This is a genomic window from Streptomyces sp. NPDC002788 (genome assembly GCF_053592115.1).
Genome location: NZ_JBSFVB010000009.1, coordinates 174,326 through 199,792, shown reverse-complemented (window position 1 = coordinate 199,792; position 25,467 = coordinate 174,326). Strand labels below are relative to the sequence as shown.

Sequence of the window (25,467 nt, the reverse complement as noted above, 5' to 3'; positions counted from 1 at the left end):
CAGCCACCGGACACCCGTGCCGCCCCCAAGCCGCCGCAGCTTAAAATCCGCACGTCAGGGCCGCCGCCTCATCCGCCCCAACAGGAGCCCCACCACCATGGCCGAACACCCCGCCTACCCCGTAGGCCTCCGCCTCACCGGCCGCCGCGTGGTCGTCCTCGGCGGCGGCCAGGTCGCCCAGCGCCGCCTCCCCGCCCTCATCGCGGCGGGCGCGGACATCCTCCTGGTGTCTCCCGAGGTCACCCCCTCCGTCCAGGCCATGGCCGACGCCGGTGAGATCACCTGGCGGCAGCGCCGCTACGAGGAGGGTGACCTGGAGAACGCCTGGTACGCCCTCGTCGCCACCGGTGACACGGAAGCGAACATCCGTGCCTCGGCCGAGGCGGAACGCCGGCGTGTCTGGTGCGTCCGCTCCGACGACGCCGACGAGGCCACGGCCTGGACTCCGGCCAGTGGCCACAGCGAGGGCGTCACGGTCGCCGTCCTCACCACCGACGCACGCGGTCGCGACCCCCGCCACACCGCCGCCATCCGCGACGCGGTCGTCGAGGGCCTGCGCGACGGCACGCTCGTCGCCCCGCACCACCGCACCCGCACGCCCGGCGTCGCCCTCGTCGGCGGCGGCCCCGGCGACCCGGACCTCATCACCGTGCGCGGTCGCCGCCTGCTGGCCGGGGCCGACGTGGTCATCACCGACCACCTGGGCCCGCGCGACCTGCTCGCCGAACTCCCGCCGAACGTCGAGGTGATCGACGCGGCCAAGCTGCCGTACGGCAGGTTCATGGCCCAGGAGGCCATCAACAACGCTTTGATCGAATACACCAAGCAGGGCAAGGCCGTCGTGCGGCTGAAGGGCGGCGACCCCTTCGTCTACGGGCGGGGCATGGAGGAGGTCCAGGCACTGGCCGAGGCGGGTATCGCGTGCACGGTCGTGCCGGGCATCTCCAGCTCGATCTCGGTCCCGGGGGCCGCGGGCATCCCGGTCACCCACCGCGGCGTCGCCCACGAGTTCACGGTGGTCAGCGGCCACGTCGCCCCCGACGACGAGCGCTCCCTGGTGGACTGGCGGTCCCTCGCCAAGCTGACCGGCACGCTGGTGATCCTCATGGGCGTCGGCACGATCGGGAAGGTCGCCGAGACCCTCATCGCCCACGGCAAGTCCCCGGACGCGCCCGTCGCACTGGTCCAGGAAGGCACCACGTCCGCCCAGCGCCGCGTCGACGCGACCCTGGCGACGGTCGGGGAGGTCGTCCGGACGGAGAACGTGAAGCCCCCGGCCGTCATCGTCATCGGCGAGGTCGTGAAGGTCGGCCCGACGGCCGTCGCGCCCCGCGAGTAACCAGGGGCAACGCAACCCGTACCGATCCGTTGGCACCGCACCCAGGACAAGGCAGTATCACCCTGTGGCCGATCTCATCACCGTCGAGGATCCCGACGACCCGCGCCTGCGCGACTACACCGGCCTGACCGACGTGGAGCTGCGCCGCAAGCGCGAACCCGCCGAGGGCCTGTTCATCGCCGAGGGCGAGAAGGTCATCAGAAGGGCCAAGGAAGCGGGCTACGAGATGCGGTCCATGCTGCTCTCGGCCAAGTGGGTCGACGTCATGCGCGACGTCATCGAGGAACTCCCCGCCCCCGTCTACGCGGTCAGCCCGGAGCTCGCCGAGCAGGTCACCGGCTACCACGTGCACCGCGGCGCGCTCGCCTCCATGCAGCGCAAGCCCCTCCCCACGGCGGCCGGCATCCTCCGCACCGTCCGCCGCGTGGTGATCATGGAGTCGGTCAACGACCACACCAACATCGGCGCGATCTTCCGTTCGGCGGCCGCCCTCGGCATGGACGCGGTCCTGCTCTCCCCGGACTGCGCCGACCCCCTCTACCGCCGCAGTGTGAAGGTCTCGATGGGCGCGGTCTTCTCCGTGCCGTACGCCCGGCTGGACACCTGGCCCAAGGGTCTGGAGTCGGTCGGGGAAGCGGGCTTCACCCTCCTCGCCCTCACCCCCGACGACAAGGCCCGGCCCCTGGACGAGGCCGCCCCGCACACCATGGACCGCGTGGCCCTCATGCTCGGCGCCGAGGGCGACGGCCTGTCCACCCAGGCCCTGGTCGCCGCCGACGAGTGGGTGCGCATCCCCATGTCCCACGGCGTCGACTCCCTCAACGTGGGCGCCGCGGCGGCCGTGGCCTTCTACGCCGTGGCCACCGGCCGTCCCCGGGTCTAGTCGTGGAGCAGCGCGACGCGATCGTCGCCGTACTCCTGCGCGGCGAGCGCCTCCTCGCGATCCGGCGCGGTCCCGCCGTCGCCCGCCCCGGCTACTGGCAGCCGCTCAGCGGCAAGGTCGAGCCCGGCGAGACGCAGGAACAGGCGGTCGTCCGGGAGGTCCGCGAGGAGGTCGGGCTCACCGTCGTGCCGGAGGCGAAGGTCTGGGAGTCGGAGACCGACGACCACCGCTTCCGCCTCCACTGGTGGACCGCCCGCGCCGACACGGGGCAGGTCCATCCCGATCCGGCTGAGGTCGCCGACACCCGCTGGGTCACCCCGCGGGAGTTCCTGGCCCTGGACCCGGTCTTCGAGGGCGACCGCGAATTCTTCGAACGGATCCTGCCCGGGCTGTGACGGACGGCCCGCGGGCCACCGGGTTCGTCGGAGGTTCCGGCTGTCGGCGGTCGGCGGTCAGGCGCCGGGGGTCCTACGGGCCGTAGTCGCGCTGCACCTGCTCCTGCCGTACGCCGCCCCCGTCGCCGCCGAGTCCGCGAGCCGGCCCCTGGCAGCCCTGGACCAGGGCGATGCCGACCGCCACCAGCAGGGTGACCACGACGAACACGAACAGCCGCTGCCGCAGCAACCGCGGATTGGCGGGCCGCAGCCCGGTTCCCGTGTTCCTGGACGCCGGGCGTCCCGTACCGCTGTGGGGGGCGGGGCGGCTGCCGCTGCCCGACCGCGGCCCGTTCCGTCCGGTGGGCGTCGGCCGCGACCCTGACCTCGACGGGGTGCCGCCGCGCGAGGCGCCGGTGCCGCGCGCCGGGGTCCGGCCGCGGGTGCTCCCGCCCGACGCCCGGGCACCGCTTCGCGCACCGGATCCGCCCTGGGACGCCGGGCCGTCCGGGTTCGGCACACCGTCTCCCGGCCCGGAGGAGCGCCGGGGTGGGGGAGTGCCCCGGCCTCGCTGCGGTCCGGACGCCCCCTGCTGACCCTGCCTGCTCCGGCCGCGCTCGGGGTACGTGTCGGCGAGCCGCTCGGTCTCGGCGCCACGCGGCGCGGGTGGCCGTCCGTCGGCGAGGTCCTGGGACTCGCGGGTCGCGATCTCCTTGAGCCGCAGCGACAGTTGGAGCGTGCTGGGCCGCTCCTCCGGGTCCTTCGAGAGGCAGGCCCGGACGAGCGGGGCCAACGCGTCGGGCACGCCGTGCAGCTGCGGCTCCTCGTGCACCACGCGGTACAGCATCACCTCGGAACTGCCGTGCCCGAAGGGCGAGTCGCCCATCGAGGCGTAGGCGAGCGTGGCGCCGAGCGAGAACACGTCCGTGGCCGGAGTGACAGCCGCACCGCGCACCTGCTCCGGCGCGAGGAAGCCCGGCGAGCCGACCGCCGTGCCGACATGAGTGAGTGTCGAGGCGCCGGTGGCCCAGGCGATGCCGAAGTCGATGATCCGCGGCCCCTTCGGGGACAGCAGGATGTTGGACGGCTTCAGGTCCCGGTGCACCACCCCGGCCTCGTGCACCGCGACCAGGCCCTCCGACAGGGCGGCACCGACGGCAGCGACGTCGGCGGCGCCGAGCGGTCCCTCCGCGGCGACCTTGTCGTGCAGGGAGGGGCCGGGCACGTACTGCGTGGCGAACCAGGGGCGGTCCGCGTCGAGGTCGGCGGCCACGAGCCGGGCCGTGCAGCCGCCGCGGATCCGCCGGGCCGCGGAGACCTCACGGGCGAACCGGGACCGGAACTCCTGGTCCTCCGCCAGGTCCGGCCGGATGACCTTGAGCGCGACCCGCTGCCCCTTCTTGTCGGAGCCCAGGTAGACCACGCCCATCCCGCCCGCGCCGAGCCGTCTGTGAAGCCTGAACGAGCCGACGACGCGCGGGTCCTCGCGCCTCAGGCGCATCATCGCCATTTTCATCCCCGCTGCCCGGTCCTGTGACGAGCCACAGCTTACGTTTCCACGGCCGCCCGCGCGCAGAGGCCGCGCCCTCTCAGGGTGATGGATTGTCAGTGCTGGGTGGGAGACGCGAAGAGCGGTCAGGGAGGGCGCGAAGAGGCGGACTTCGGGCCACGCGTGATCCCAACCACCCGTCGCGGAAGAGGGATTGGTGCTGCGAAGGGTGACCGAGTGGAGATGGTCGTGGACGCGGGGGACACGACACGCACGGACGAGGTGGCGGCGAGCACGGCGGGCCGCAGGGTGGAGACGGCGGTACGTCGAGATGCCGTGGAAGTGAGCGAAGTCACGCGTAGCGGGCAGGTCGTGCGTACGGCGCGGTTCCTGGCGAACCGGGTGCCGACTCTGGTGGAACAGCCGGTTCCGCGGGAGAGGGCTTGGAAAAGCGGGATGATCCGGGCGTCCCGTCGGGGAAGACCCTGAGACCCGGGCCCCCGTCTCCACCCAGGGGAGTACATCGCGGGTCACGGCTCATCCTCCGGGAGGCCCGGCAATCGGTACGAGGGCATGACGCCCGGGGCCGGCCGGGCGCCTAGATTTGAGGTCAAGCGGCGGGTGGCAGCACTCGTCCCCCGAGGTCAGACGCCCGCCGCTGCCAACGACAACTGAGAACGGTCAGGAGAGGGACCATGGCCCATACGGCTCCGCGGACGCTGATCCGCGAGGAGGGACGCAAGGCGTACGCCGCCGTGTTCCGCTCCCGCCGCCAGGGCCGTCGCCACCCCGTGGTGGCGACGCTGATGGCCCTTCCTCTGGCGGTCCTGCTCCTCCTCGTCTTCGACGGGTGGGAGACAGTGGCCACACAGGCGTCGTCCGTGGGCGAGATGCTGGGGCGCTGAGCGGCGACCCCAGGCCCGGAAGAGCGGTCCGGGCGGGGACATCAACCCATGAAACCCTGTGGGGACGGGGGTGCGGCGGACGGCACAGATGCCGGCGCAGCTGGGGAGCTGCGCCGGCATTGCTTTTGCCTCCGGCGGCCGTGGCGCTGTCGTGTTTCTCCGGCGGCCCGTGTCCGTTCGGAGGGGGTGGCGCGCGTTGCGCCTTCTCGCCAAGGGCGACGGACGGAGAGGGCGGGCGCAGCGGCGCCCGGTTTCGCCGGACTGCGGTCCCACCCGGCCCCGGCGACATCGCCGGGCACCTGGAACCCGGTTTCCCTGCGGCCGGGCCCTCACCGGCACGTACCCTCGGCCCGTGAACCGCACCCCCGACCTGCTCATACGTGACCTCACCGCCAAGGCCCGGGCCACCGCACACGCCCGCTCCCGGACCTGTCCCTGCGGCGCAGCCACCCTCGCGGACCGCCCCGACGGCATCGTCGTGCGCCACGCGGACACCGTCGCAAAGGCCCACCCCCCGGACTCCCGCCCCTCCGAACTGGCCGGCCGCCTCACCATCGCAGCCCGCCACCCCGAGATCTTCCTGTCCCCACTCGCCCCGACCCCGCTCGACCTGCACGGCCGCCTCGTGACCTTCTGGCCGTACGGGACACCAGTGGACCCGGCCGACCCCGGCGCCGCCCCCTGGGAAGCCGCCGCCGCGCTCCTCGCCCGCCTCCACCGCACCCCGGCCCCCGGCACCCTGCCCCCCATGCGAGGCCCCGCCAAGGCGGCCCGGGCCGTGGCCCGGCTTCGGGAGTCGGGCCCGCATCCCGCCATCGCCGCCATTCTCCGGGCCTGGGACACCATCCCGCCCTGGGCCCGCGCCGAGGCGCCGATGCCGGACACCGGAAGCGTGTGCCACGGCGACCTGCACCTCGGCCAGCTCGTACGACACCCCGCCTCCGATGGCCGGTGGTTGCTGATCGACGTGGACGACCTCGGCGTCGGGGTCCCGGCCTGGGACCTCGCCCGCCCCGCCGCCTGGTACGCCTGCGGCCTGCTGCCGCCCGACGAGTGGGCCCGCTTCCTCGGGGCCTACCGGGAGGCCGGCGGCCCGGCCGTACCCGCCGACGGCGATCCCTGGCCCGCCCTGGAGGTCCCCGCCCGCGCCCTCACCGTGCAGGCCGCCGCCCGGGCCGTCGCCAGGGCGGTCGAAACCAGCCGCGACCTGGACGAGGTGGAGCAGTCCGTGGTGGACGCCTGTGACCGAATGGCCACCGTCCCGCCGCAGTTGAGGCAGGTGCACGCGAAGTAGGGTGCAACCGACCACAGTGGGACGGAGTCTGTCCTGGCGAGACGTGAAGGCAGGACCGACCGGCGAGGAGTTGAACGACCATGCAGTGTCCGAAGTGCCGTGCGCCGATGCACACGTACAACCGCAACGGTGTCCAGATCGAGCAGTGCAGCGGCTGCCGCGGAATCTTCCTCGACTACGGCGAGCTGGAGTCGCTGACCCGCCTGGAGGCCCAGTGGTCCCAGCCGGCCCCGCCGCCTCCCCCCGCTCCGCAGGCGTACCCCGCCCCTCCGGCCCCCGCCTGGGGTGCTCCGTACGGCGGCCACGGCCACCACGGTCACCACCGCCACAAGAGCTTCGGGCACATGCTGTTCTCGTCGTGACCTGACGAATGCGGACACGACGGAACCCCCGGCCGCTTCGTGCGGCCGGGGGCTCCGGTGTGATGTGGACGATACTGGGATTGAACCAGTGACCTCTTCCGTGTCAGGGAAGCGCTCTCCCGCTGAGCTAATCGTCCTCGGGACCATGACCACCGACTGCTGTGGATCATGGGCACTGCGTGCGCGATACTGGGATTGAACCAGTGACCTCTTCCGTGTCAGGGAAGCGCTCTCCCGCTGAGCTAATCGCGCGGGGCGGATCTTCGAGATCCAGTGGACGATACTGGGATTGAACCAGTGACCTCTTCCGTGTCAGGGAAGCGCTCTCCCGCTGAGCTAATCGTCCTTGGAGGTGGAGACGGGATTTGAACCCGTGTAGACGGCTTTGCAGGCCGTTGCCTCGCCTCTCGGCCACTCCACCAGGAGTGCAGGGGGCCGGGAAGCCCCCTCTTCCTTCGAGCGGACGACGAGGTTCGAACTCGCGACCTCAACCTTGGCAAGGTTGCGCTCTACCAACTGAGCTACGTCCGCCTGTCGTTTCGGTCCGCTCCCGCGGCCCGGCGACGTGTTGAACTCTAGCGGATTCCGGGGCCAGTACAAAAACGCGTTTGCGCAGCGTGCTGCGCTTGCCCTGCTCAGGGAGGTCGCAGGGTCTGCTGAAGGGACGTCCCCGGGTCGCCCGCGGGTCAGTCGCCATAGACTCGGCTGCGTGCTCGACCTCCCTCCTCTCGCCCGCTTCGGCGACCGCGTCGCCACCGGGCTCCTCGACGTCACCGACGATCCCGAAGCACTGGAATCCAGCGGCTTCTGGGCGGTCTGCGCCGACTTCGAGGGGCGTCTGACCTGCGCCCGCTTCGCGGAGGTGCGGGGACAGGCCGTGCCCGCCCCCGCGCCCGGAGCGTGGCGCGGACCGGCGGCGGGTGACTGGACGTCCTCGCTCGACCGCGCGGCGTACACGGCGGCGGTGCGGCGGATCCGCGAGCACATCGCGGCCGGCGAGGTCTACCAGGCGAACCTGTGCCGCGTGCTGTCGGCGCCCGTCGCGCCGGGCGCCGACGTCGACGCTCTCACCGCCCTGCTGGCCCGGGGCAACCCGGCCCCGTACGCAGGAACGATCCGCCTGCCCGGTCACGGTGTGGAGATCGCCACCGCGTCCCCCGAGCTGTTCCTGCGGCGCGACGGGCGGATCGTGGAGTCCGGGCCGATCAAGGGAACCGGCCGCACCGAGGCGGACCTGCTGGAGAAGGACTACGCCGAGAACGTGATGATCGTGGACCTGGTCCGCAACGACATCGGGCGGGTGTGCGCCACGGGCACGGTGACGGTGCCCGACCTGTGCGCCCTCGAGAAGCACCCGGGGCTGGTCCACCTCGTGTCGACGGTCCGCGGAGAACTGGGGGAGGGGGTCGGCTGGGCCGAGCTGCTCGACGCCGCCTTTCCGCCCGGCTCGGTCACCGGCGCCCCCAAGTCCAGTGCGCTGCGGATCATCGACGCGCTGGAGACGGCGCCCCGGGGGCCGTACTGCGGGGGGATCGGCTGGGTCGACGCAGACCGGCGCGTGGGCGAGCTGGCCGTCGGTATCCGCACCTTCTGGATCGACCGTGGCAACGGCGTGCTGCGCTTCGGCACCGGCGCCGGCATCACCTGGGGTTCCGACCCCGAGGCCGAGTGGCGGGAGACCGAGCTGAAGGCGGCCCGGCTGCTCGCGATAGCGTCGGGAGGGTACGAGGCGAGTGGAGAGGACCTGACGTGAAGATCTGGCTCGACGGCGGGCTGCAGGACACCGAGTCCGCCCGCGTCTCCGTCTTCGACCACGGGCTGACCGTGGGCGACGGCATCTTCGAGACGGTGAAGGCCGTGGACGGCCGGGCGTTCGCGCTCACCCGGCACCTCGACCGCCTGACCCTCTCCGCGCGCGGCCTCGGCCTGCCCGATCCGGACCACGACGAGGTGCGGCGCGCCTGTGCCGCCGTCCTCGAGGCCGACCCCGTGCCGCTCGGCCGCCTGCGCATCACCTACACCGGCGGTCACGGCCCGCTCGGCTCCGACCGCGGCGAGCACGGCCCGACCCTCGTCGTCGCACTCGGCGAGACGACCCGCCGTCCCGACTCCACCGCCGTGATCACGGTGCCCTGGACCCGCAACGAGCGCGGCGCGCTGACCGGCCTGAAGACCACCTCCTACGCCGAGAACGTGGTGGCCCTCGCCCGCGCCCGCGAACAGGGCGCCTCCGAGGCCCTGTTCGGCAACACGGTGGGACGGCTGTGCGAGGGCACCGGATCGAACGTCTTCGTCGTCCTCGACGGCGAGATCCACACGCCGCCGCTCGCCTCGGGCTGCCTCGCAGGCATCACGCGCGCTCTGGCGGTCGAATGGACCGGCGCCGCGGAGACCGACCTGCCGCTGGACGTCCTGGAGCGGGCCGACGAGATCTTCCTGACGTCCACCCTGCGGGACGTGCAGGCCGTGCACCGGGTCGACGACCGCGAGCTGCCCGGCGCACCGGGGCCGGTGACCGCCAAGGCCATGCGGATCTTCGAGGAGCGGTCAGGGGACGACCTCGACCCCTGACCGCCGCCGCATATTCGGCTGACCAGGGCCGTGGTTGCGGGTAGAACACCGGTGATGACCACGACCCTGCGGCCGACCGAGCCGCTTCAGCAGAACGCCGACGGGACGCGTTCACGCCGCTACCAGGTGTGCGTGAACAGCCGTCCCGTAGGGGCGATACACCTCGGCACGCATCCCGTGTTCGGTGACGCGGTGGCCCGGATCACGGAACTGCGCATCGAGGAGCCGGACCGCGGTCGGGGCCGGGGCACCGTGGCCGCCCTCGCCGCGGAGGAGGTGGCGCGCGGCTGGGGGTGCCGCCGCATCGAGGCTGCGGTGCCGGCCTCGTCGGAGGCCGGGTTCCGGCTCGCCACCGCGCTCGGCTACGTCGTCCGCAACCGCGGCATGGAGAAGGCGCTCGGCGACACCCCGCCGGTCATGCCGGAAGGCAGCCGCGCCCGGCCCATGACCGAGGCGGAGTTCGGCCCGTGGCTGGAAAAGGGCCGTGAGGACTACGCGCGAAGCTGGATCGAGCGGGGCGTCCCGGAGGCCGAGGCCCGGGCCAAGTCGGAGCGTGACCACGCCACCCTTCTGCCCGACGGGCTCGCCACTCCAGGCATGCTCATCAGCGTCCTCGAACATCTGGGCACACCGGTGGGCACGCTGTGGCTGGCGGTGCGCGAGGACAGCGCCTTCGTCTTCGACGTCGAGGCCGACGCCGCCCACCGGGGGAAGGGGCACGGCCGCACTCTCATGCTGCTGGCCGAGGCCCAGACGATCGCCGAGGGCAGGCGCACCCTCGGCCTCAACGTCTTCGCCGGCAACACTCCGGCCGAACGGCTCTACGCCTCACTCGGCTACGAGACGACGCTGTACGCCATGTACAAACCGCTGCTGTAGCGCGGCGAGCCGGGCGAGGGCGGGTCAGTGCTCCTGGCCCGCCAGCAGCCGGTCCGCGATCTCCTCGATCCGCTCGCGCAGCCCCTGCTGGCTCTTGCCGCCGTCGAGCCGCTCACCGCCGATGACGTAGGTCGGGGTGCCGGTCACGCCGATCGCCTTGCCCTCGGCCTGGTCGGCGTCCACGATCAGGATGTGCCGGCCGTCGACCAGTGCTGTGTCGACCTCCTCGTCGTCCAGACCCAGTTCGCGGGCCACCTCGACCAGGAAGGGTTCCCCCTTACGGCCCAGCTCCTCCACCCGGCCCAGCAGGGCCTCCACGTACGGCCATCCCTGGCCCTGCTCCCACGCCTCCTCCGCGGCCTGGGCGGCGGCGAAGGCGTGCTTGTTCTTCTCCAGGGGGAAGTGCCGCAGCCGCAGCTCGAGACGGTCGCCGTAGCGGGCGCGCAGGGCATGGACATCGTCCAGCGCCGTGCGGCAGTCCGGGCACTGGAGGTCGCACCAGACCTCGAGGACGGGGGCGGGGGAGGAGTCACTCATGGGAACAGTCTCCCAGCCACCGCGTACTGCCGGGGCCCAGACCCTGTCGTCCCCTTCCCGCCCGTCCCCAGACGTCGTGCACGCTCCCCGAGCTCTCCGAGCAGGGGACCACCCGCCGCACCGGGCGAAAAGCTCGAGCGCCCCGTGCGAGGACTTCCGCCCGGCACGCCGACAGCACGCACCTGACGCCGCCGGGGCCCTTTCCGGGCGACGACGGGAATGTGACGACAGACCCTGAGGGGCGGCGCCCGCACCGGCACCTGCGGAGGAGGCGACCCGGAGATACCCCTGATGTCCGGCCGGGGCATGGCCCGCCGGGGTGCGACGGGTGCAGGATGGAAGGACGAACCGCCCCCGCTCGACCGCGCACGCCTGGAGGACCGGATGATTGCCGAGACCGTCTGCTCCGCCGTGTCCGTGGCAGGCCTGGGCATCGCGGCCATCACGGCGTACCGCAAGCGTTTCCTCGCGGCGGCCCGTATCGCGGCCTACTCGCTCGTGCCCATCGGCCTGGTGATGACGGGTGTCGTGGAGTGGCTGGCCGACACGGCGTTCAGCCCGACTGCCTGGGCGGGCCTCGGCGTGCTCGGCGTCGCGTGGGTGCTGTTCACGACCACCCGGGTGGTGGAACGCCGCCGCGGCGGCACCCGCAAGGAGCGCAGGGCGGCGGCCCGTGCGGCGGACCGGCCCGAGGCGGTGGCCCCGGCGGCCTCCGCCCCCTCCCTGGCCCAGGGCTCCCGCCCGGCGGCCCGGCCCGCGGCGGCGCCCCGTGGGGATGACGACTTCAGTGACATCGAGGCCATCCTCAAGAAGCACGGCATATGACGCCCCGCGTGTCGGGCTGAATCGTCACAGTGGGTCCGGGGGCGCGCGGAAGTGATCACAACCCGAACCGGACCTCGCGCAATCGGGGCACTCCCGCACGGAACCCGGCCGCTGATCGCTTCCTGCCGGGCGACTGCGTCATCATCGCCGCGAGATGCTGGACACGACGAGTCAGAGCGACCCCGCGCCGCCGCGGGAGGAGTCACGTCCCCCGCGGGACGAGCCGCGTTCCCCACGGGACGGGCCACGTGGTTGTCTCTTCGCCCTTTCCCAGCCACCGCTGATGATCTTTCTTGCGGTGATCGGGTGTCTGCTGCTCATGGCCTCGTTGCACGATCTGCTGTTGCTGTGAGCCGTACCCGCGGTACCCGGCGCCACCCGCCGGGGCCGCGTCGGCATCGATCACCCGTCCTGGCGGCTCTCAGCCCGCCGCTTCCTTGCGGCGCGCCCGGTACGCGGCCACGTGCAGCCGGTTTCCGCAGGTGCGGCTGTCGCAGTAGCGCCGGGAGCGGTTCCGGGACAGATCGACGAAGGCGCGCCGGCAGTCGGGCGCCTCGCAGCGGCGCAGCCGCTCATGCTCCCCGGCGACCACGAAGAACGCCAGGGCCATCCCGCAGTCGGCGGCCAGGTGGTCGGCGACGGAGGCGCCGGGTGCGAAGTAGTGGACGTGCCAGTCGTAGCCGTCGTGGTCAGTGAGCCGGGGCGTGGTGCCGGCGGCCGCCACCAGTTCGTTGATCAGGCCGGCGGCGGTCCGGGGGTCCGAAGCGGCGAAGACGGCGGCGAACCGTCCGCGGATCTTGCGCACCGCGGAGAGGTCGAACTCCGTGAGCACCCCGACGTCGCTGATCTCGTGGTTCCGTACGAAGTCCGCGAGGGTCGCCACGTCCGGCAGCCCGTCCGCCGCCGTGTCGTCATCCGGTGCGGTATTCACCAGATCGACCACGGTGTCGAGGGCGCACCGGGTGTCGTGGGTGATCAGCACGATTCGCTCCCTGGCCTGGGGGTCGGGCGGGCGCCCGCCGATGCTGGCCGATGGTAACGGCTCCACCACCGCCGGACCGCCCTCATGCCCGCACATGGCTTCGAATACAACGCCGCCGGGCTCACCGAGGTTCCCACCCCGCCTTCCCGGGCCCCCAGGGCAAACGCAGACCGGCGCCGACTCCGCGTGAGCCGCGGAGTCGGCGCCGGTGTATCCCGTGTGCGGCTGTCCTGGCCCGAGCCGTCTCCCCGAGTGGACGGCGCCGGGCGGCTTTGTGTGAGGGCCTCCTCGACCTAGCTTTCCGCCAGGATGTGCGAAAGCTCCTGATCGAGATCGAAATGCCGGTGCTCCGTGCCGGGAGGCACGGCGGCGTCGGTCCGCTTCAGGAAGGATTCCAGGGCCCGTGCGGGGGCTTCGAGCAGGGCTTCGCCCTCCGGTGAGCTCAGGGCGATGCACACGACGCCCTGACCGTGGCTGCGCGACGGCCAGACGCGGACGTCGCCGGTGCCCGTGGGGCGGTGAAGCCCCTCGGCGAGGAGGTCACGGGCGAACACCCACTCGACGGTCTCCTCGGCTCCGGTGTGGAAGGTGGCGTGCACGGCGTAGGGGTCGGCCGTGTCGTACCGCAGGCCTGCGGGGACAGGCAGGGAGGACTCGCTCGACACAACGAGGCGCAGGTGCAGCTCGCAGCTGACCGTGGTGTTCATAAGCGCCAAGGCCTTTCGCTCAGTGTGCGCTCGGGGATTCGCACGTCGGCGAAATCGACATGCCACCTACGGTGCCGTTGTAAACCCCTCTGAGGGTTTTGCGTGCCTTTACGTAACTCTTCCGGCCGAGAGATCGTTCGCGTCCTGCGTCCATTCCGGTGACTGGTTTCGCTCGGGTAGTGTTTGCCCGTATGAATACGGGGAGTGACGATCCAGGCGAGGTGGCCGTGGCGTCGGACGAGACGGGTACGGGCGAGGTGCAGAGCGAGCCGGATCGGGGACTCGGCTCGCGGGCGCCGGAATTCATCAAGGCACGTCGTGTGCTGCACGTGAGCTGGCAGGTCGGCGTCTTCATCATCGGGCTTGCCGTCGTCGTGACCGGCATCATCATGCTGCCCCTGCCCGGGCCGGGGTGGGTCGTGATTTTCGGCGGCATGGCGATCTGGGCGACGGAATTCGTGTGGGCGCAGCTGGTGCTCCGCTGGACCAAACGCAAGGTCACCGAGGCGGCACAGCGGGCCCTCGATCCCAAGGTGCGGCGCCGCAACATCATCCTGACGAGCGTCGGGCTCGTGATCGTGGCCGTACTGGTCGGTATCTACGTGTGGAAATTCGGCATCGCCATGCCCTGGAAGATCAAGAACCAGTGAGCCGTGCCGGGGGTGCCGGTGCCTGCCGGTGTGGGTCGGCACCGGTCATGGGCACCCCCTGACATGGGGTAATGTTCTTCCTGCGTCCGGGCGATTAGCTCAGTGGGAGAGCGCTTCGTTCACACCGAAGAGGTCACTGGTTCGAACCCAGTATCGCCCACCCGGATCGACGGCCCGCCTGCGAATGCGCAGGTGGGCCGTCGCTGTTGTACGGCCCTGACCGACCGGTCGGGTGGCCGGAAACCCGCAGGCCTCGCCGCTCGACCGAGGCCCTCGGCCGGACTGGCCGACGCCACGCCGCCGACGCTGCCGAGTCCGCCGACGGGCCTCCGTGCCGCTCGCCGCATCCGTCCCCGGTCGACCAGGCGGCGTGGTCGCAAGCCAGTACCGGGAGCCGCCTGGGCTGCCACGGTGCCCCACCGGCGCCGCCTTCGGGCTGCCGTGACGCGCTGGGGAGCGCCGGTGCCGCCGAGCCCTGCCACCTGGCGGTGCGTCGCCCTGCCTCGGGTGCCCGGCAACCCGCTCTGCCGTGAGCAGCGAGCCGCGCGTCGCCCTGCCTCGGGTGCAGGGCCGCTCGCTCTACCGTGAGCAGCGAGCGGTGCGTCGCCCTACCTGGGTGCCGGATCACTCGCGCTGCAGCGAGCAGTCAGCTGGTGTTCGCGCCGCCCCCGGGTCGTCGGACCGCCCGTGCCGCCGTGTGCGGCCGGCGATTCCGCTCGTCTCCGCCCGGCCCGGAGATCCACCCATCGGCCCCCTGCGAGCAGCCGACCCTCCCTCCCCGGATCCGAGACCGGATCACGTGTGTGCCTGGCCTGGCCTCCCGCCCGCCGGACCACCACCCCGCGCCCCCTTGCCCGAGGCTCATACCGCCCGCCGGACTCCAATCCGAAGTGGAACCCCGCCACGCGAACCCCTCGTCGCTCCAAGCTCCCTCGCAGGCGCGCCCGGCCGTATGCCCGGGGACCGGGAGTCGGCCTCCCCCGAACCACCACCCCAGCCCCCGTCGCCCAGAGTCGCCACTGCCACCCGCGACGCCCAAGATCCACCATCTCGACCGCCCTCACCCAGCCACCCTCCTGGCCGAAACCGGACCCACCCCGTCGCTTCCCCCCGCTCCACCCCACCGCCGTCTTTCGGTCGCGGCCGAAATCCTCGTGATCGACCACGTTCTGTCCGGCTCCCCGACCGAACCCGCCTCACCAGCGACGTCACCCGACCCGGCTCCCGGCCCTGCTTCTCCGCCGGGCCCCACCGCCCGCCCCCGCGGTGAGAAATCTCTGTCCGAATCATTGACGCACTCTCACCCTCTCCGTAACTTGTGCCAGCAAGCGCTTACTTGAAACGATTCATGCGAGCGGGACGACGTGCGGGGAGGTCCAACCGTGGGGAACGGCAGGAATGTTGAGAGGCGTACGGTTCTGAAGGCGGCCGGGGCCACGGCAGCCACGCTGGGGCTGGCCGCGACGACCGGTTGCGGCGGGGACGGAGGCACCTCCGCGGACGGGACGGTGACGATCCGTTACGCGTGGTGGGGTGCGGAGGACCGTGCCCAGAGAATCAACAAGACCATCGCGCTCTTCGAGAAGAAGTACCCGAAGATCAAGGTGAAAACGGACTTCCAGCCTTATCTCGACTTCTGGAAGAAGTTCAACACCCAGGCCTCCGGCGGAAACCCGCCGGACGTGTTCCAGAATGCGATCGGCTTCCTCCGCAAATACGACGCGAAGAACGTGTTGCTCGATCTCAGCGAGCAGGTCAAGGCCGGCAACCTCCGGATGGAGGGATTCCGCGCGGGCCTGGAGAAGTTCGGTGAGCTCGACGGCAAGCTCCTCGGCGTTCCGGTCGGTTCGAACTCGATGGCTCTGGTCATCGACAAGCCCGTCTACACCCGGGCCGGTGTGAAGCCGGAGCAGGGCTGGACGTGGGACGACTTCGAAGCGGGCATGAAGAAGATCCGGGACAAGACCGGGCGCGCCGGCGACAGCGGTATGTACGGCACCATGTACCTCTACGACCTTTACCTGCGTCAGAACGGCAAGGCGTTCTTCACCGAGGACGGACTCGGCTTCAGCGAGGCGGATCTGACGGACTGGTGGGGGCGGGCCAAGAAGGGCGTCGAGGACGGTCTGTACTCCGACCCCAAGAAGGCCGCCCAGATCAAGCCCAAGTCGGCGCTCGCGGGGGAGCTCTCGGGCGGCGAGTTCACCTGGGACAACTTCACCGTCCGCTACACCTCCGAGGGCAAGAGCGAGTACGGCCTGGCGCCCATCCCGACGACGGACGGCAAGAAGACCGGCCAGTACCTCGGCTCCCTCATGCTGAGCGCCTCCAAGCGCACCCGGCACCCCAAGGAAGTCGCCCAGTTCATCGACTTCATGGTGCACGACCCCGAGGTCGCCAAGATCATGGGCTATGACCGCGGTGTTCCGGCGACGCAGGCCCAGTTCGACGCGTACAAGCCGACCGACCCGGTCAACCAGGCGATAGCCGCCTACGAGGAGTCCCTCGTCAAGGCCGGCGTCCTGGAGTCCATCACCCCGCATCCGAACGGCGCGGACATCTGCGAGTCGGCGTTCCTGCGCATCGCCGAGGAGATGGCCCTGGGCAAGAGGTCCGTGGACGAGGCCGTCAAGCAGTTCTTCACCGAGTCGAAGACGGCTCTCGGCACCTGATGGGAACCACCGTGACACACGCCCCTGCGATGGAGGGCCTGTCCCAGGACTCCGAGCCGCGGCACGGTCCGGTGAAGCCCGAGCGCCCCGCCGCCCTCAAGCGGCGGCGGCGCCGGGAGAACCTGGCCGGCTATCTCTTCATGTCTCCCTGGATCGCCGGGTTCCTGCTGCTGACAGCGGGACCGATGATCGCCTCGCTGTACTTCGCGTTCACCGACTACAACCTGTTCGACGCGCCCAAGTGGGTCGGTCTCGACAACTTCTCGGAGATGTTCGGCGATCCGCGCTGGCGCCACTCGGTGCGGGTGACGCTCTGGTACGTCGCCGTCGGTACACCGCTCAAGCTGCTCGCGGCCCTCGGCGTGGCGCTGCTCCTCGCCCAGAGCCGGCGCGGGCAGGCCTTCTACCGGGCCGCCTTCTACGCGCCGTCGCTGATCGGCGCGAGCGTCTCCGTGGCGATCGTGTGGAAGGCGATTTTCTCGGACGACGCGATCGTCGACCGGACGCAGAAGATCTTCGGGATCGACGTCGGCGGCTGGACCGGCGACCCAGACATGATCATCTATAGCCTGGTGGCGCTCACCGTCTGGCAGTTCGGCGCGCCCATGGTCATCTTCCTGGCCGGACTCAAGCAGGTCCCGCGCGAGCTGTACGAGGCGGCCGAGGTCGACGGGGCGGGCACGTTCCGCCGGTTCTGGAACATCACCCTGCCGATGATCTCCCCGGTGCTCTTCTTCAACGTCCTGCTGGAGACGATCCACTCGTTCCAGATCTTCAGCTCGGCGTACATCGTCGGCGGCGGCGCCGGAAGCAACGCCTGCGGTCCCGCGGACGGATCCATGGTCTATACCTGTTATCTCTACGTCCAGGGCTTCGAGAACAGCCGGATGGGCCTGGCCTCCGCGATGGCCTGGCTGCTGCTCGTCGCGGTCGCCCTGGTGACGGCGGTGCTGTTCTGGTCCCAGAAGCGCTGGGTGCACTACGAGGAGGGCGCCCGATGACTGCCCCGGCCACCGACATCAAGCCCGCCACCGGAGCCGGGGCGCTCCGGCAGAGGCTGCCCGGCTCCCTGGCCTGGCACATCGGATCCCTGCTGATCCTCGCCGTGATCCTCTACCCGGTGATCTGGGTCGTCGGCGGGTCGTTCAAGAAGAGCGAGGACATCGTCGGCAGCCTGGACCTCTTCCCGGGCGACCCGATCATCGGCAACTACACGAGCCTCTCCGACGGCATCGCCGACATCTCGATCTCCACGTTCTTCCTCAACTCGCTCTTCCTCGCGGTCGGTTCCGTGATCGGGATCCTGGTGTCCTGCTCGCTGACGGCCTACGCCTTCGCGAGGATCCGGTTCGCGGGCCGCAATCTGCTCTTCACGCTGATGATCGGCACACTCCTGCTGCCGTACCACGTGCTGCTGATCCCGCAGTACGTGCTGTTCCGCAACATGGAGATGATCAACACCTACACGCCGCTGCTGCTGGGTAAGTACCTGGCCACCGAGGCGTTCTTCGTCTTCCTGATGGTGCAGTTCATGCGCAACATGCCCAGGGAGCTGGACGAGGCGGCCCGCCTCGACGGCTGCGGGCACTTGCGGATCTACTGGTCGATCGTGCTGCCGCTCAGCCGGCCCGCCCTGATCACCAGTGCGATCTTCACCTTCATCAACTCCTGGAACGACTTCATGGGCCCGCTGATCTACCTCAACGAGCCCGACAAGTACACCGTCTCGCTCGGCCTGAAGATGTTCGTCGACCAGGAAGGGCTGGCCAACTACGGCGGCATGATCGCCATGTCGCTGGTCGCGCTGCTGCCGGTCCTCGCCTTCTTCCTCGCCTTCCAGCGCTATCTGATCGACGGCATGGCCACGTCGGGTCTGAAGGGCTGAGGTGAGCATGGCCGGGACCCGGGTGAAGGCACGGGGTGAGTCGCTGGTCGCCCGTGGGGCGTCCCCTGCCCGAGCGGAGTCGGGAGCCCGGGGAAGGTTCGCGGTGTTCGCCGAGTGTCTGCTGACCGGTGTGTGGATCGCGGTGGCCTCGCTGGGGGTCGTGACGTATCCCGCGGCCTTCGCCGCCGGGGCGCGGCACCTGCGGCGCTTCACCGCCCATGAGGGCGGTGGCCGACGGGAGTTCGTCGCGGACTTCCGAGCGGCCCTGCGTGGTGGGTGGATCGCAGGCGTCGCCGGGTGGGCGGCGGTGGCCGCGGTCTGGGTGGACGTGCAGGCGGCCCGGGCGGGGATTCCCGGCGGGCCGCTGGTCGGCGCCGTCGGAGTCGTCGCGCTGATCGGGCTCGTCGTGACCGGATTGCGGGCGGCGGCGGTGTGGGAGCCGGAGGCCCGCTGGCGGACGCTCCTCGCGCAGGCCGGGCGGCGTACGGTGCTCGACCCGGCCGGGTCCTTCCTGATCGTCGGCGGACTGACCGTGGTGCCCCTGTCCGCCTGGTTCGCCGCGCCGCTGGCGGCCCCCGTCCTCGGGGCCGTCGCGGCGGCGGCCGTCGCCGTGGAGGAGCGGTACCGGCGCCGCTGACCGGCGGTGCCTTCCCAGGCCGGCGCCGCCGCATCTCTCTCTGTCATGCCCCTGACCATGAACGGAAATTCTTCCCGCACGGACAAGGAAAGGCAGTAACCCTGATGTCTCCCATCCCCCGCAGATCCCTCCTCAAGGCGGCCGCCGTCGCCGGAGCCGCCGCCCAGTTCAGCTGGGCGCTTGGAGCGCAGGACGCCCAGGCGGCCCCCGGAGCCGGACCCGCCGACGCCGACCCGGTGACCCTGGACTGGCTGGAGGACGGCGGCCTCGGCGCGGCACCCGGCTCCACCGTCGGCGTGCCCTGGCCGAAGGGCGCGTACCAGGAGGACCAGACCTTCGCGCTCACGGACGCGGACGGCAAGGCCGTACCCGTGCAGTCCTGGCCGATCGCCTACTGGCCCGACGGCTCCCTCAAGTGGACCGCGCACGCCGTCGCCTCGGGCAACGGCAAGCTCACCCTCAAGGCCGGGACGCCCGCCGCACCGGAGAAGAAGGTCACCGTCGACAAGCGCGGCGGCACCATCGACATCTCGACGGGCGTCATCACCGCGAGGATCGGCAAGTCCGGTTCCACGATCGTCAAGTCGGTCACCCGGGGCTCCACGGAGATCGCGAAGAACGGCCGGCTCGTGCTGATCCGCCAGCCGGAGTTCGAGGACGGCGACCAGGGCACGGTGAAGACCGAGCGCTTCGACGGCGCCATCTCGCAGGTTAAGGTCGAGCAGGAGGGCCCGGTGCGTGCCGTGGTCCGCATCGACGGCAAGCACCGCAAGGGCGACCGGAGCTGGCTGCCGTTCTCCATCCGCCTGTACTTCTTCGCGGGAGCCGACTCCTTCCGCATGGTGCACACCATCACCTACGACGGCACCCAGAAGCCGGGCAAGGCGTCCGGCGACTTCGTGCGCGGGCTCGGCGTCCGCTTCACCGTGCCGATGCGGGACGAGTCCTACGACCGCCACATCCGCATCGGCGGCGAGGGCACCGGCCTGCTGCGTGAGGCCGTCAAGGGCATCACCGGCCTGCGCCGCGACCCGGGCGCGGCCGTGCAGGCGGCGCAGTACGCAGGCAAGAAGCTGCCCGACCCGGCCACCTGGGACCAGCGGGTCACCACCCGGCTCCAGTACATCCCCGAGTGGGGCGACTACACCCTCTCCCAGCTGTCCGCCGACGGCTTCACCCTGCGCAAGCGCACCAAGAAGGGCTACGGCTGGATCGGCGCGGGCGGAGGCCGGCGCGCCTCCGGCTTCGGGTACGTCGGCGGGGTGAGCGGCGGACTCTCCTTCGGCCTGCGGGACTTCTGGGAGAAGTTCCCCGCCCAGCTCGACATCCGGGACGCCCACACGGACGAGGCCGAGGTGACCCTCTGGCTCTGGTCCCCCGAGGCACAGCCCATGGACATGCGCTTCTACCACGACGGCATGGGCCAGGACACCTTCCCCAAGCAGATCGAGGGCCTCAACATCACCTACGAGGACTACGAGCCCGAGTTCGGCACCCCCTACGGCATCGCCCGCACCTCCGAGCTGCTGTTCTGGGCCAACGAGTCCACCCCGAGCGCCGAGCAGCTCGCCGAGCAGGTCGAGGCCGTCCGGGTGCTCCCGCAGCTCGCCGCCCCGCCCCAGCAGTTGATCAGGGCGGGCGTCTTCGGCAAGGGCCTGTACGCCGAACCCGACCGCTCCACGCCCGCCAAGGCCAAGATCGAGGACCACCTCGACTTCCTCTTCACCTACTACAAGGACCAGGTGGAGATGCGCCGGTGGTACGGCTTCTGGGACTACGGCGACATCATGCACACCTACGACACCGTCCGGCACCAGTGGCGCTACGACGTCGGCGGCTACGCCTGGGACAACTCCGAGCTGTCGCCGGACCTGTGGCTCTGGTACGCGTACCTGAGAAGCGGCCGATCGGACATCTTCCGCTTCGCCGAGGCCATGACCCGGCACACCGGCGAGGTCGACGTCTACCACCTGGGCAAATGGGCGGGCCTCGGCACCCGGCACGGTGTGCAGCACTTCGCCGACAGCGCCAAGCAGCAGCGCATCGCCAACACCACCTACCGGCGCTACTACTACTTCCTCACGGCGGACGAACGCGTCGGCGACCTCATGCACGCCAACGTCGACTCCGACGAGACGTTCCTCGCCCTCGACCCGCTCCGCAAGATCCGCACCGAGCCGTACACGCCCGACCGGCACGCCCTGTCGATCGGCTTCGGCACCGACTGGAGCGGCCTGGTCTCGGCCTGGCTGACCGAGTGGGAGCGCAAAGGCCCCAAGTGGGAGAAGGCCAAGGCCCGCGTGCTGTCGACCATGGAGACGATCGCCGCGCAGCCCAACGGGTTCGTGCAGGGCAGCGGCCTGTACAACCTGGACACCGGCAAGTTCGCCGTCGCCGACAAGCCCAAGGTCGAGGTCTCGCACCTGTCGGCCGTCTTCGGCCTCAACGAGCTGTGCGCCGAGCTCGTCGACCTCGTCGACATGCCGAAGTTCAACGAGGCCTACTTCGACTACTGCCGCTACTTCAACGCCACCAAGGCCGAGCAGGCGGCACGCTACGGCAGCAACTTCGGCTCGCTGATCCTCTTCCAGGGCCACTCGCGCCTCGACGCCTTCGCCGCCGTCCGGACCGGCGACGAGAAGCTCGCCAAGCGCGCCTGGGACAAGTTCTACAACTCCGACGGCTACAAGGAGTCGGCCCCCTGGAAGACGGAGCGGCTGAGCGGCCCCGCCGCCCTGGTCGCGGGCAGTGAGGCAACCTGGGTGTCCACCAATGACACCGCGCTCTACGGACTCGCCGCCATCGAGAACCTGGCCCTGCTCGGGGACAGGATGCCGTAGCGGGGGACTGGACGAGCGGATCCCGTGGCGACGCATCGGGATCCGCTCGTCCAGGCGTGCATCGAAAGCCGGCTCCGCCTGGACACCGCCGGGCGGCTCCTTCTGCAACCCCCTCTGTGCCGCCTCTCGCCGTCGAACCGGGCCGGAAGGCCCATGTCCCCCGCCTCCCGGGGACGGGCAGGGGAAACCGGCCAGGACGGCGCGTGAGCTCAGGAACTCATGGCGGCTCGGTCGGACTCACTGCGCAGAACGCAGAATTCGTTGCCCTCGGGATCGGCGAGGATCACCCACCCTGAACCATCGGGATTGCGGTGATCGGCGACAAAGGTGGCACCGAGACCCAGCAGCCGGTCCACCTCCTGATCGCGCGAGGTCTCAGGGCGCAGACACAGATGGATCCGGTTCTTGATCGTCTTGCCCTCGGGAACCTGGTTGAAGTGCAGCACCGGGCCCTGTGCCAGCAGCACTTGAGCCTCCTGGGCGCCCGGTCCGTCCTCCGGATCCAGCGGACGGCCCGTCACTCTGCTCCAGAACCGCGCAAGCCCGTAGGCATCCGCACAGTCGATCGCCACGTTCTGTACAACCGAGACCATGCGCACGAGCCTTCCCGAACTCCACGCCGGACGCCACCGAGTTCCGCTCGTTCCTCACGCACACGTCTCAGGGTCTCGGCAGCGCTTTCGCACGGCTAGTTCATCCTCCCCAGCACGGCCCGCACCCGCCGGACGTCCCTGATCCGCTGCTCGTACGTCGCCCCGAGTGCGAGCAGCAGGAGTCCGGCGAGGGCGGGTGGCGCCCAGCGGGGGAGTGCACCGGTCACCTGCACCACGTACGGGGCGAGTTCGTGCAGGGTGACCAGGGTCAGCACCGAACCGCCGAGCACCAGCGGTGCCTGGAGGTGGTGCCGGGCACCCAGCAGGGTGACCACGAGAGCCGCCGTGCCCAGCAGCAGGGGGCGGGTCCAGTGCGGGTCGGTCCAGACCGCGACCAGGCTCGGCACCAGGGTCGCGGCGAGCCCGGGGCCGTACGCCGTCCAGGACGAGGCCTGAGGGTCGCGGCGCCGGCGCAGGGCCCCCACGAGCAGTGCCGGGACGGTCACCGGGAGCGTGTACGCCTCGGGCGTACCGACGTCCCAGGCGGCCAGGCGCACCCAGGCCGCCAGCACGAACAGGGCCGTGGCCGGGTAGCCGACGGGACGGCGGCCGGGGCGCAGCGCGGTGCCCGCGGCGATCACCCCGCACAGGGCCAGGACCAGTGCGAGCATCGGCGGGTCGGTGACGGCGAGGCCCACGGCGAGCAGACCGGTGGCGGCTCCCGTGAGCTCGACGGGCACCGTCGCCCGGGACGCGCCGAGACGGCTCGCGAGCAGGGCGGCGGCCACGGGGACGGCCAGGATCAGCAGGGCGGTGCGGGCCGGCGGCCAGTCCGCGGCGGCGCCCGTCGCCGAGGCCAGTGCGGCGCCGTACACGAGCGCGGCCGGAGCCGTGAAGGGCGCGAGGCCCGCCCGCCACGAGGCCGCGGCGAACAGGGCCGTCAGGACGGACAGCACGACCAGCGTCGCCGTCTGGGAGGCCAGCGAGACCAGGGTGAGGTCGACGGCCGTGACCAGGGCCAGGACGAGGGCGATGGGCTGCGCCTCGGGCTTCGTGATCCGGCCCAGGTACAGCGCGGCCGCTGTCATGACTCCCAGGACGGACATCCCCGCCAGGTAGGGAACCCCGAGGATCGCCGGAAGCAGCAGCGCCGTGGCCCACAGCAGGCCCAGCGCACCGATCCGGGCTCGCGGGCGCCACTGCTCCGCGCGGACCACCAGGGCGAGTACGGCCGCCACCGCCAGCAGCACCACGGGAGCCGTCTCCGCGTCCGGCGGCCAGGGCGCCTCGACGGCGACCGCGGCCCGGGCGTCCGACGGAGCACCGCTCCACACCCGGCCCATCCAGCCGGCCGGGCCCAGCACCGCCAGGGCGAGCACGGGCAGCGCCCACAGCAGGGCCAGTGCCTGTACGGCGGCGGAGGCCCAGGCGAAACCGTGCCGCACCGCGCCCGGCAGCAGCCGCCCGGCCGGCAGCGCCGCCAGCAGCGCGACCCCGAAGACCAGATGAGCCGGAACCACCCACTCCGAGGGCACACCGGTGCGCGTCACCCCGCCGAGGGCACCCACGGTCAGCAACCCCGAGGCGGCCGCGAGGCCGAGGGCGTGCCGCACGCCCGCGCCCGAGACCCGCCAAGCCGCTCCCAGCGCGATCGCCGCCGCGAGCATCAGCAGCGCTGCGGCACGGGCGGCAGCGCCCGGGCCGTCGGCCGTCAAGGACAGCCAGCCGGCCCCCAGGGCGCCCGAGCCGCCCATGCCGTACGCGCCGACGACCGCGCAGATCCGTACGGAAGCGGCCGACATCCGCGGCGTCACTGCCGCGTCGAGCCCGGCCGTCACCAGCAGCGCTGCCGTGATCACGTACGGACCGGCGTCCGCGGCCACGGCCCACAGCAGCAGGGGGAACTGTGTCGCCGCCAGGGCGCAGGGGAGAGGCAGCCGCAGCGCGGCCGCGGCCGGGAGCAGACCGTACGCCGCCCAACTCACCGACAGCACCGCCGAGGCGGCCGCGGCGTACCCCGTGCCGTCCGTTCCGCCGAGGGCGGCCTCGTGCAGCGCGTAGGCGTCGAGGACGGTCAGGGCGAGCCCGAGGCCCGCCACGGACTCCGCCGTCGACCGCAGTCCCCGCCTCAGCAGCGGCACGGGCGCGGCGAGCGCGGCCAGCGTGACCGCCCCGAGCACCAGCGCCCGCCCGGTGATGCCCATGTGTCCCCAGCTGACCAGTGTGAACACCGCGGCCGCAAGGGTGAGCAGGACCCCGCCGAGCACCAGGAGCACGTTCTGCACGCTGGGCGCGGCGGTCTCCGGTTTGAACGGTGCGGTGGGTGGCCGCGTCGCGGCCTGGGACCGCGCCTGCTGCTGCGGCTGGTGCAGGGCCGCGACCAGCCAGGCGCGACGGGCCAGCAACTGGGCGCGCCGGGCGTCCAGTTGCCAGAGCTCGGCATCGAGGAGCCGCAATTCCTCGGCCGGGGGCGGTAGGTGCGTCATGCACCGCAGTGTGACCCGCCTCACCCGGCACGGCATGAGTGCGGATACTCACGCGCGTACTCAGACAGGGCCCGTCGTGAGTGGGGCAGACTGCGGTCATGGACTGGAACCACTACCGCTTCCGCAGCCTGTGGCCCCTGCCCGCACCACCCGCCACCGTGTACGAGGTGCTGGAGCGCCCCGAGGACTACCCCGACTGGTGGCGCCAGGTCAGGGAGGTGAACCGGCTCGACGGCGTCAGCGGCGTGATCCGCATCCGCTCCGTCCTGCCGTACGACATGACCTTCACGGCGCGGGAGACGCGGCGCGATCCCGCGGCCGGAGTGCTGGAGAGCGCCCTGTCCGGGGACATCGAGGGCTGGGCGCGCTGGACGGTCACGCCCGACGGCGCGGGCAGTCTCGCGCGGTACGACCAGGTCGTGAGTGTGGCCAAGCCGCTGCTGAGGCGGTTCGCCGTACCGGGGCGGCCCGTCTTCCGCGCCAACCACGCGCTGATGATGCGCTCCGGGCGGCGCGGACTGCTGCGGCACCTCCAAGCGGTTTGAAGGAAGCGTGCC

Annotated in this window: 24 protein-coding genes, 6 tRNA genes and 1 pseudogene; 20 read left to right on the top strand and 11 right to left on the bottom strand. The window is 71.5% G+C overall.

The features are described from left to right. Positions 1–97: 97 nt before the first annotated feature. The 3 genes from cobA (at position 98) to ACWD1U_RS18765 (ending at position 2,617) form a co-directional block, all read left to right on the top strand. Positions 98–1,339: a uroporphyrinogen-III C-methyltransferase gene (gene cobA / locus ACWD1U_RS18775; RefSeq protein ID WP_451108775.1), complete on the top strand. Its 1,242-nt coding sequence runs from the start codon at positions 98–100 to the stop codon at positions 1,337–1,339. Positions 1,340–1,403: 64 nt separating this feature from the next. After that, positions 1,404–2,222, top strand: coding sequence for a TrmH family RNA methyltransferase (locus tag ACWD1U_RS18770; protein WP_451108774.1), 819 nt, complete (start codon positions 1,404–1,406; stop codon positions 2,220–2,222). A 2-nt stretch (positions 2,223–2,224) separates the two neighbouring features. Then, complete coding sequence (locus ACWD1U_RS18765) at positions 2,225–2,617, top strand: NUDIX domain-containing protein (protein WP_451108772.1); 393 nt, start codon at positions 2,225–2,227, stop codon at positions 2,615–2,617. Between the two features lie 73 nt (positions 2,618–2,690). On the opposite strand, the gene ACWD1U_RS18760 is transcribed toward ACWD1U_RS18765, so the two are convergent. Next, positions 2,691–4,112 carry a protein kinase domain-containing protein gene (locus ACWD1U_RS18760; protein ID WP_451108770.1) on the bottom strand — a complete coding sequence of 474 codons (1,422 nt, stop codon included), beginning with the start codon at positions 4,110–4,112 and terminating at the stop codon, positions 2,691–2,693. Positions 4,113–4,328: 216 nt separating this feature from the next. On the opposite strand from ACWD1U_RS18760, the pseudogene ACWD1U_RS18755 reads away from it, so the two are divergent. The 4 genes and pseudogenes from ACWD1U_RS18755 to ACWD1U_RS18740 form a co-directional block, all read left to right on the top strand. Next, positions 4,329–4,578: pseudogene (locus ACWD1U_RS18755) on the top strand (hypothetical protein); the annotation flags it as partial. A gap of 202 nt (positions 4,579–4,780) precedes the next feature. Continuing rightward, positions 4,781–4,990, top strand: a complete 210-nt coding sequence (locus ACWD1U_RS18750; RefSeq protein WP_451108768.1) for a hypothetical protein — start codon at positions 4,781–4,783, stop codon at positions 4,988–4,990. A gap of 352 nt (positions 4,991–5,342) precedes the next feature. Continuing rightward, positions 5,343–6,284, top strand: a complete 942-nt coding sequence (locus tag ACWD1U_RS18745; protein ID WP_451108767.1) for a phosphotransferase family protein — start codon at positions 5,343–5,345, stop codon at positions 6,282–6,284. A gap of 80 nt (positions 6,285–6,364) precedes the next feature. Next, on the top strand, positions 6,365–6,646 hold the full coding sequence (locus tag ACWD1U_RS18740; protein WP_451108765.1) for a TFIIB-type zinc ribbon-containing protein: 282 nt from the start codon (positions 6,365–6,367) through the stop codon (positions 6,644–6,646). A 65-nt stretch (positions 6,647–6,711) separates the two neighbouring features. On the opposite strand, the gene ACWD1U_RS18735 is transcribed toward ACWD1U_RS18740, so the two are convergent. The 5 genes from ACWD1U_RS18735 to ACWD1U_RS18715 form a co-directional block, all read right to left on the bottom strand. After that, positions 6,712–6,783: transfer RNA gene (locus ACWD1U_RS18735), tRNA-Val, on the bottom strand. A 43-nt stretch (positions 6,784–6,826) separates the two neighbouring features. Then, positions 6,827–6,898: transfer RNA gene (locus ACWD1U_RS18730), tRNA-Val, on the bottom strand. 22 nt (positions 6,899–6,920) lie between these two features. Continuing rightward, positions 6,921–6,992, bottom strand: a tRNA-Val gene (locus ACWD1U_RS18725). Position 6,993: 1 nt separating this feature from the next. Next, positions 6,994–7,067, bottom strand: a tRNA-Cys gene (locus tag ACWD1U_RS18720). Positions 7,068–7,104: 37 nt separating this feature from the next. Then, a tRNA-Gly gene (locus ACWD1U_RS18715) sits at positions 7,105–7,177 on the bottom strand. A 178-nt stretch (positions 7,178–7,355) separates the two neighbouring features. Here ACWD1U_RS18715 and ACWD1U_RS18710 point away from each other — a divergent pair. The 3 genes from ACWD1U_RS18710 to ACWD1U_RS18700 are packed head-to-tail and all read left to right on the top strand — an operon-like array spanning position 7,356 to position 10,096. Next, a complete protein-coding gene (locus ACWD1U_RS18710; RefSeq protein WP_451108763.1) occupies positions 7,356–8,399 on the top strand; it encodes a chorismate-binding protein in 1,044 nt (347 codons plus the stop codon). Beyond that, positions 8,396–9,217: an aminotransferase class IV gene (locus tag ACWD1U_RS18705; protein ID WP_451108761.1), complete on the top strand. Its 822-nt coding sequence runs from the start codon at positions 8,396–8,398 to the stop codon at positions 9,215–9,217. The genes ACWD1U_RS18710 and ACWD1U_RS18705 overlap by 4 nt, the downstream gene beginning before the upstream one ends. A gap of 54 nt (positions 9,218–9,271) precedes the next feature. Next, positions 9,272–10,096 carry a GNAT family N-acetyltransferase gene (locus ACWD1U_RS18700; RefSeq protein WP_451108759.1) on the top strand — a complete coding sequence of 275 codons (825 nt, stop codon included), beginning with the start codon at positions 9,272–9,274 and terminating at the stop codon, positions 10,094–10,096. Positions 10,097–10,120: 24 nt separating this feature from the next. On the opposite strand, the gene ACWD1U_RS18695 is transcribed toward ACWD1U_RS18700, so the two are convergent. Next, positions 10,121–10,633 carry a DsbA family protein gene (locus ACWD1U_RS18695; protein ID WP_451108757.1) on the bottom strand — a complete coding sequence of 171 codons (513 nt, stop codon included), beginning with the start codon at positions 10,631–10,633 and terminating at the stop codon, positions 10,121–10,123. Positions 10,634–11,017: 384 nt separating this feature from the next. On the opposite strand from ACWD1U_RS18695, the gene ACWD1U_RS18690 reads away from it, so the two are divergent. Beyond that, entirely contained in the window at positions 11,018–11,458 is a 441-nt protein-coding gene (locus ACWD1U_RS18690; protein WP_451108755.1) for a hypothetical protein, read from the top strand. Positions 11,459–11,612: 154 nt separating this feature from the next. Further along, on the top strand, positions 11,613–11,810 hold the full coding sequence (locus tag ACWD1U_RS18685) for a hypothetical protein (protein ID WP_451108753.1): 198 nt from the start codon (positions 11,613–11,615) through the stop codon (positions 11,808–11,810). A gap of 69 nt (positions 11,811–11,879) precedes the next feature. Here ACWD1U_RS18685 and ACWD1U_RS18680 read toward each other — a convergent pair whose 3' ends face one another. After that, positions 11,880–12,440, bottom strand: a complete 561-nt coding sequence (locus ACWD1U_RS18680; protein WP_451108751.1) for a CGNR zinc finger domain-containing protein — start codon at positions 12,438–12,440, stop codon at positions 11,880–11,882. A 293-nt stretch (positions 12,441–12,733) separates the two neighbouring features. After that, positions 12,734–13,147, bottom strand: coding sequence for an SsgA family sporulation/cell division regulator (locus tag ACWD1U_RS18675; RefSeq protein WP_004002642.1), 414 nt, complete (start codon positions 13,145–13,147; stop codon positions 12,734–12,736). 191 nt (positions 13,148–13,338) lie between these two features. Here ACWD1U_RS18675 and ACWD1U_RS18670 point away from each other — a divergent pair, with 191 nt between their 5' ends. The 7 genes from ACWD1U_RS18670 to ACWD1U_RS18640 all read left to right on the top strand — a co-directional run bounded on the left by ACWD1U_RS18670 (position 13,339) and on the right by ACWD1U_RS18640 (position 21,831). Next, entirely contained in the window at positions 13,339–13,797 is a 459-nt protein-coding gene (locus ACWD1U_RS18670; RefSeq protein WP_451108976.1) for a TIGR02611 family protein, read from the top strand. An 88-nt stretch (positions 13,798–13,885) separates the two neighbouring features. Further along, positions 13,886–13,957 (top strand) — tRNA-Val (locus ACWD1U_RS18665). A gap of 1,222 nt (positions 13,958–15,179) precedes the next feature. After that, positions 15,180–16,469 carry an ABC transporter substrate-binding protein gene (locus tag ACWD1U_RS18660; protein WP_451108749.1) on the top strand — a complete coding sequence of 430 codons (1,290 nt, stop codon included), beginning with the start codon at positions 15,180–15,182 and terminating at the stop codon, positions 16,467–16,469. Next, positions 16,469–17,470: a carbohydrate ABC transporter permease gene (locus ACWD1U_RS18655; RefSeq protein ID WP_451108747.1), complete on the top strand. Its 1,002-nt coding sequence runs from the start codon at positions 16,469–16,471 to the stop codon at positions 17,468–17,470. The genes ACWD1U_RS18660 and ACWD1U_RS18655 overlap by 1 nt, the downstream gene beginning before the upstream one ends. Beyond that, positions 17,467–18,354, top strand: coding sequence for a carbohydrate ABC transporter permease (locus ACWD1U_RS18650; RefSeq protein WP_451108745.1), 888 nt, complete (start codon positions 17,467–17,469; stop codon positions 18,352–18,354). Before ACWD1U_RS18655 ends, ACWD1U_RS18650 begins: the two co-directional genes overlap by 4 nt. Before the next feature lie 7 nt (positions 18,355–18,361). Beyond that, positions 18,362–18,991, top strand: coding sequence for a hypothetical protein (locus ACWD1U_RS18645; RefSeq protein ID WP_451108744.1), 630 nt, complete (start codon positions 18,362–18,364; stop codon positions 18,989–18,991). A 104-nt stretch (positions 18,992–19,095) separates the two neighbouring features. Continuing rightward, positions 19,096–21,831: an exo-rhamnogalacturonan lyase family protein gene (locus ACWD1U_RS18640; RefSeq protein ID WP_451108742.1), complete on the top strand. Its 2,736-nt coding sequence runs from the start codon at positions 19,096–19,098 to the stop codon at positions 21,829–21,831. Between the two features lie 209 nt (positions 21,832–22,040). Here ACWD1U_RS18640 and ACWD1U_RS18635 read toward each other — a convergent pair whose 3' ends face one another. After that, positions 22,041–22,424, bottom strand: a complete 384-nt coding sequence (locus ACWD1U_RS18635; RefSeq protein ID WP_451108974.1) for a VOC family protein — start codon at positions 22,422–22,424, stop codon at positions 22,041–22,043. A gap of 95 nt (positions 22,425–22,519) precedes the next feature. After that, positions 22,520–24,946, bottom strand: a complete 2,427-nt coding sequence (locus ACWD1U_RS18630; protein WP_451108740.1) for an SCO7613 C-terminal domain-containing membrane protein — start codon at positions 24,944–24,946, stop codon at positions 22,520–22,522. A 62-nt stretch (positions 24,947–25,008) separates the two neighbouring features. On the opposite strand from ACWD1U_RS18630, the gene ACWD1U_RS18625 reads away from it, so the two are divergent. Beyond that, on the top strand, positions 25,009–25,455 hold the full coding sequence (locus tag ACWD1U_RS18625; RefSeq protein WP_451108738.1) for an SRPBCC family protein: 447 nt from the start codon (positions 25,009–25,011) through the stop codon (positions 25,453–25,455). Positions 25,456–25,467 lie beyond the last annotated feature (12 nt).

What these genes read in the sequence shown, in the direction of transcription:
- cobA (WP_451108775.1), top strand. Translation starts at nt 98, where the DNA reads ATGGCCGAACACCCCGCCTACCCCGTAGGCCTCCGCCTCACCGGCCGC.
- ACWD1U_RS18760 (WP_451108770.1), bottom strand. Translation starts at nt 4,112, where the DNA reads ATGAAAATGGCGATGATGCGCCTGAGGCGCGAGGACCCGCGCGTCGTC.
- ACWD1U_RS18750 (WP_451108768.1), top strand. Translation starts at nt 4,781, where the DNA reads ATGGCCCATACGGCTCCGCGGACGCTGATCCGCGAGGAGGGACGCAAG.
- ACWD1U_RS18740 (WP_451108765.1), top strand. Translation starts at nt 6,365, where the DNA reads ATGCAGTGTCCGAAGTGCCGTGCGCCGATGCACACGTACAACCGCAAC.
- ACWD1U_RS18700 (WP_451108759.1), top strand. Translation starts at nt 9,272, where the DNA reads ATGACCACGACCCTGCGGCCGACCGAGCCGCTTCAGCAGAACGCCGAC.
- ACWD1U_RS18695 (WP_451108757.1), bottom strand. Translation starts at nt 10,633, where the DNA reads ATGAGTGACTCCTCCCCCGCCCCCGTCCTCGAGGTCTGGTGCGACCTC.
- ACWD1U_RS18690 (WP_451108755.1), top strand. Translation starts at nt 11,018, where the DNA reads ATGATTGCCGAGACCGTCTGCTCCGCCGTGTCCGTGGCAGGCCTGGGC.
- ACWD1U_RS18685 (WP_451108753.1), top strand. Translation starts at nt 11,613, where the DNA reads ATGCTGGACACGACGAGTCAGAGCGACCCCGCGCCGCCGCGGGAGGAG.
- ACWD1U_RS18675 (WP_004002642.1), bottom strand. Translation starts at nt 13,147, where the DNA reads ATGAACACCACGGTCAGCTGCGAGCTGCACCTGCGCCTCGTTGTGTCG.
- ACWD1U_RS18670 (WP_451108976.1), top strand. Translation starts at nt 13,339, where the DNA reads ATGAATACGGGGAGTGACGATCCAGGCGAGGTGGCCGTGGCGTCGGAC.
- ACWD1U_RS18655 (WP_451108747.1), top strand. Translation starts at nt 16,469, where the DNA reads ATGGGAACCACCGTGACACACGCCCCTGCGATGGAGGGCCTGTCCCAG.
- ACWD1U_RS18650 (WP_451108745.1), top strand. Translation starts at nt 17,467, where the DNA reads ATGACTGCCCCGGCCACCGACATCAAGCCCGCCACCGGAGCCGGGGCG.
- ACWD1U_RS18645 (WP_451108744.1), top strand. Translation starts at nt 18,362, where the DNA reads ATGGCCGGGACCCGGGTGAAGGCACGGGGTGAGTCGCTGGTCGCCCGT.
- ACWD1U_RS18640 (WP_451108742.1), top strand. Translation starts at nt 19,096, where the DNA reads ATGTCTCCCATCCCCCGCAGATCCCTCCTCAAGGCGGCCGCCGTCGCC.
- ACWD1U_RS18635 (WP_451108974.1), bottom strand. Translation starts at nt 22,424, where the DNA reads ATGGTCTCGGTTGTACAGAACGTGGCGATCGACTGTGCGGATGCCTAC.
- ACWD1U_RS18630 (WP_451108740.1), bottom strand. Translation starts at nt 24,946, where the DNA reads ATGCCGTGCCGGGTGAGGCGGGTCACACTGCGGTGCATGACGCACCTA.
- ACWD1U_RS18625 (WP_451108738.1), top strand. Translation starts at nt 25,009, where the DNA reads ATGGACTGGAACCACTACCGCTTCCGCAGCCTGTGGCCCCTGCCCGCA.